The organism is Simplicispira sp. (assembly GCF_028687295.1).
Taxonomy (GTDB): Bacteria; Pseudomonadota; Gammaproteobacteria; order Burkholderiales; family Burkholderiaceae_C; genus Simplicispira; species Simplicispira metamorpha.
Genome location: NZ_JAQUAL010000234.1, coordinates 1 through 2,783 on the forward strand (window position 1 = coordinate 1; position 2,783 = coordinate 2,783).

Sequence of the window (2,783 nt, forward strand, 5' to 3'; positions counted from 1 at the left end):
CAGCGTTTTTTCTCCACCAGCTCGCGCTGCACCACGGCCAGCACGCCGCCAAAGCCCTGCAGGGCCAGCCAGGTGAACGACCAGAACAGGTCGGCCGGGTTGCGCGGCTGGGGCCGCGCTTCGGGGGCATCGGGTAAGGGCAAGGGCGCAGACATGGGTTGTGGGGTCGAAATTGGCCTGTAGAGCAAGCGAAACAAGCGCTGTCAGCTATGAAATCAGGAGTTTACCGGAGGCGGGCGTGGTCCATGGTGCGGGCGCTCCATGGTAAGCCGCAGGGCAGATGCGCCCGGTGGCCCAGGCATCTCCAAAGGCGAGAGGGGCATCATGAATGCGGATGGTTGACTCCGCGCCGCTTTGCCCCATACCCTGCCAGCCTCTTCGCCATTTGCACAAAGACACTCCCATGACCTCCGCCACACGCCGCCTGCACCTTGAGCGCCACCGCACCGATCGCATTGGCTGGCTGCGCGCCGCCGTGCTGGGGGCCAACGACGGCATCGTCTCCACCGCCAGCCTGGTGGTGGGTGTGGCGGCGGCGCAGGCCAGCCCGTCCACCATCCTGATGACGGCGGTGGCCGGGCTGGTGGCAGGGGCCATGTCGATGGCGGCGGGCGAATATGTGTCGGTGCACTCGCAGGCCGACACTGAAAAGGCCGACCTCGACCGCGAGCGCCGCGAGCTCGCCGCCGACCCCGTCGCCGAGGCGCGCGAGTTGGCCGCTATCTACGAGAGCCGGGGGCTGGAAGCTGCGCTGGCGCAGCAGGTGGCCCAGCAGCTCATGGCGCATGACGCGCTGGGTGCCCATGCGCGCGATGAGCTCGAAATCTCCAGCGCCATGGCGGCGCGCCCGGTGCAGGCCGCGCTCACCTCGGCCGCCGCCTTTGCTGCGGGCGCCGCCTTGCCCCTGGTTGTGGCAGCCCTCGCGCCCGCCAGCAGCTTGCTGTATTGGGTGGCCGGCACCGCGCTGGTGTTTCTGGCGGTGCTGGGGGGCGTTGCCGCGCGCACGGGCGGCGCGGGCGTGCTGGTGGGCGCCTGGCGCGTCACCTTCTGGGGCGCGCTGGCCATGGCCATCACGGCGGGCGTGGGCGCGCTGTTCGGGGCGCCCGTGGGGTGATGCGCGGCCGGCGGGTTGCGCTCAGGCGGGCGCGCGCAGCGGCTTCATGGCCTGCGTCCAGCGGTACAGCTCATCGAACATGGCCGTTGCCGAACTGGTGTGCAGATCGTTGGGCACAAAGGTTTTTTGCGCATCGAGGTGCTGGCCCACGTTGGGAATGGCCACGGCTTCGAGCATGGGCATGATCTTCAGTGTGGTCAGCAGCTGCTTGGTGACCTGCACCGCCCGCAGGCCGCCCGACATGCCGCCGTAGCTCACAAAAGCGGCCGGCTTGTACTGCCATTCGCGCACCAAGTAATTCATGGCATTGAGCAGTGCCGAGGGTGGGCCGAAGTTGTACTCGGGCAGCACGAACACAAAGGCATCAGCCGCCTGGACGCTGGCGCTCCAGGCCTTGGTGTGGGCATGCTGGTATTTTTGCAGGCGCGGGTGTTCGGGCTCATCGAAAACCGGCAGATTGAAGGACTCCAGGTCCACCACCTGTGCATCGAACTGGTCGTTGGACAGGGCAGCTTGCTGCGTCCATTGCGCTATCGCGGGGCCGACGCGGCTGGGGCGGGTGCTGCAAATGATGATGTGAAGAACGGGTTTCATGGGGTGCGTAAGGTGCTTAGGGTGCTTAGGGTGCGGGGGGCGAAAGAGGAAAACCGGGCGTGCACGATCACAGGCCCAGGCGTTGGAGGGTGGCTGCCTTTTGCTGGCTGTCCTGGCGCAGCCGCTTTTCAAAGGCAGCACCGTTTTGGTAGTCGACCACCTGGTTGGCGCGCTGGGCCCAGTCGCGGTAGGCCGTCGCCTGCACGGCTTTCTCGCAGCCGGTCTCCAGCGCAGCGACCACCTCGGGCGGCGTTTTGGCGGGTACCAGCAGCCCGCCAAAGCTCAGCTGCACCACGGGCACCCCGGCTTCGGTCAACGTGGGCACCTGCGGGAAAGCGGGGTGGCGCCGATCGGCATACACCGCAAGCAGTCGCAGCGACCCGGCCTGGACCTGGCTGGTGATGGAGCTGGCCAGCACGGCGCCAAAACCCAGGCGTCCGGCCAGCAGGTCTTGCAGCATGGGAGCGTCGCCCTTGTAGGGCACATGGGTGAGTTCGACTTTGCTCACCGCCTCGATGTCGGATGTGCCCAGGTGCGGAATGGAGCCCGTGCCCGAAGTGCCGTAGCTGACCGCGCCGGCCTGGCGCCGCGCGTCTTTCACGATGTCCTGGATGCTCTGGTAGGGCGAGTCTTTGGGTACGGCCACGGCAAAAATGTTGTCGAACACCTGGCAGACATACTTGGGGTCGCCTCAGAAAACGGAAAATAAAGCACGCTAAGCCGGTTGCAGCGGTCGTAGCGGCCTGAACTTGCCCGCGCCGATCTTGGCGCTGCTGCGCCAGAGGTAATCGCCGGTGAGGTTGATGTGCTCCCAACCGAGCGGCGACAGGTACTGCAACAGCGCGTCATCAACGGCATGGCCGTTGCCACGCAGCGCGTGCGCAGCCCGTTCCAGATAGACCGTGTTCCACAACACGACGGCAGCCGTTACCAGATTGAGGCCGCTAGCCCGGTAGCGCTGCTGCTCGAAACTGCGGTCGCGGATTTCACCCAGGCGGTTGAAAAACACTGCCCTGGCCAGCGCATTGCGCGCCTCGCCCTTGTTCAGGCCGGCATGCACGCGGCGGCGCAGTTC

Annotated in this window: 4 protein-coding genes and 1 pseudogene; 1 reads left to right on the forward strand and 4 read right to left on the reverse strand. The window is 66.6% G+C overall.

Features of this window, described 5'->3' with window-relative positions:
- Positions 1-155 (reverse strand): annotated as a pseudogene (locus PHX69_RS16035) (chromate transporter); the annotation flags it as partial.
- Positions 156-403: 248 nt separating this feature from the next.
- Here PHX69_RS16035 and PHX69_RS16040 point away from each other — a divergent pair.
- Positions 404-1,114, forward strand: coding sequence for a VIT1/CCC1 transporter family protein (locus PHX69_RS16040; protein WP_288045137.1), 711 nt, complete (start codon positions 404-406; stop codon positions 1,112-1,114).
- Between the two features lie 21 nt (positions 1,115-1,135).
- Here PHX69_RS16040 and PHX69_RS16045 read toward each other — a convergent pair whose 3' ends face one another.
- The 3 genes from PHX69_RS16045 to PHX69_RS16055 form a co-directional block, all read right to left on the reverse strand.
- Positions 1,136-1,708 (reverse strand): NADPH-dependent FMN reductase, encoded by a 573-nt coding sequence (locus tag PHX69_RS16045; RefSeq protein ID WP_288045139.1) that lies wholly within the window; start codon positions 1,706-1,708, stop codon positions 1,136-1,138.
- A gap of 67 nt (positions 1,709-1,775) precedes the next feature.
- Positions 1,776-2,375 (reverse strand): tripartite tricarboxylate transporter substrate binding protein, encoded by a 600-nt coding sequence (locus PHX69_RS16050; RefSeq protein ID WP_288045141.1) that lies wholly within the window; start codon positions 2,373-2,375, stop codon positions 1,776-1,778.
- 48 nt (positions 2,376-2,423) lie between these two features.
- Positions 2,424-2,783 (reverse strand): Tn3 family transposase (locus tag PHX69_RS16055; RefSeq protein ID WP_149068605.1); only part of this gene is annotated, 360 nt, incomplete at its 5' end.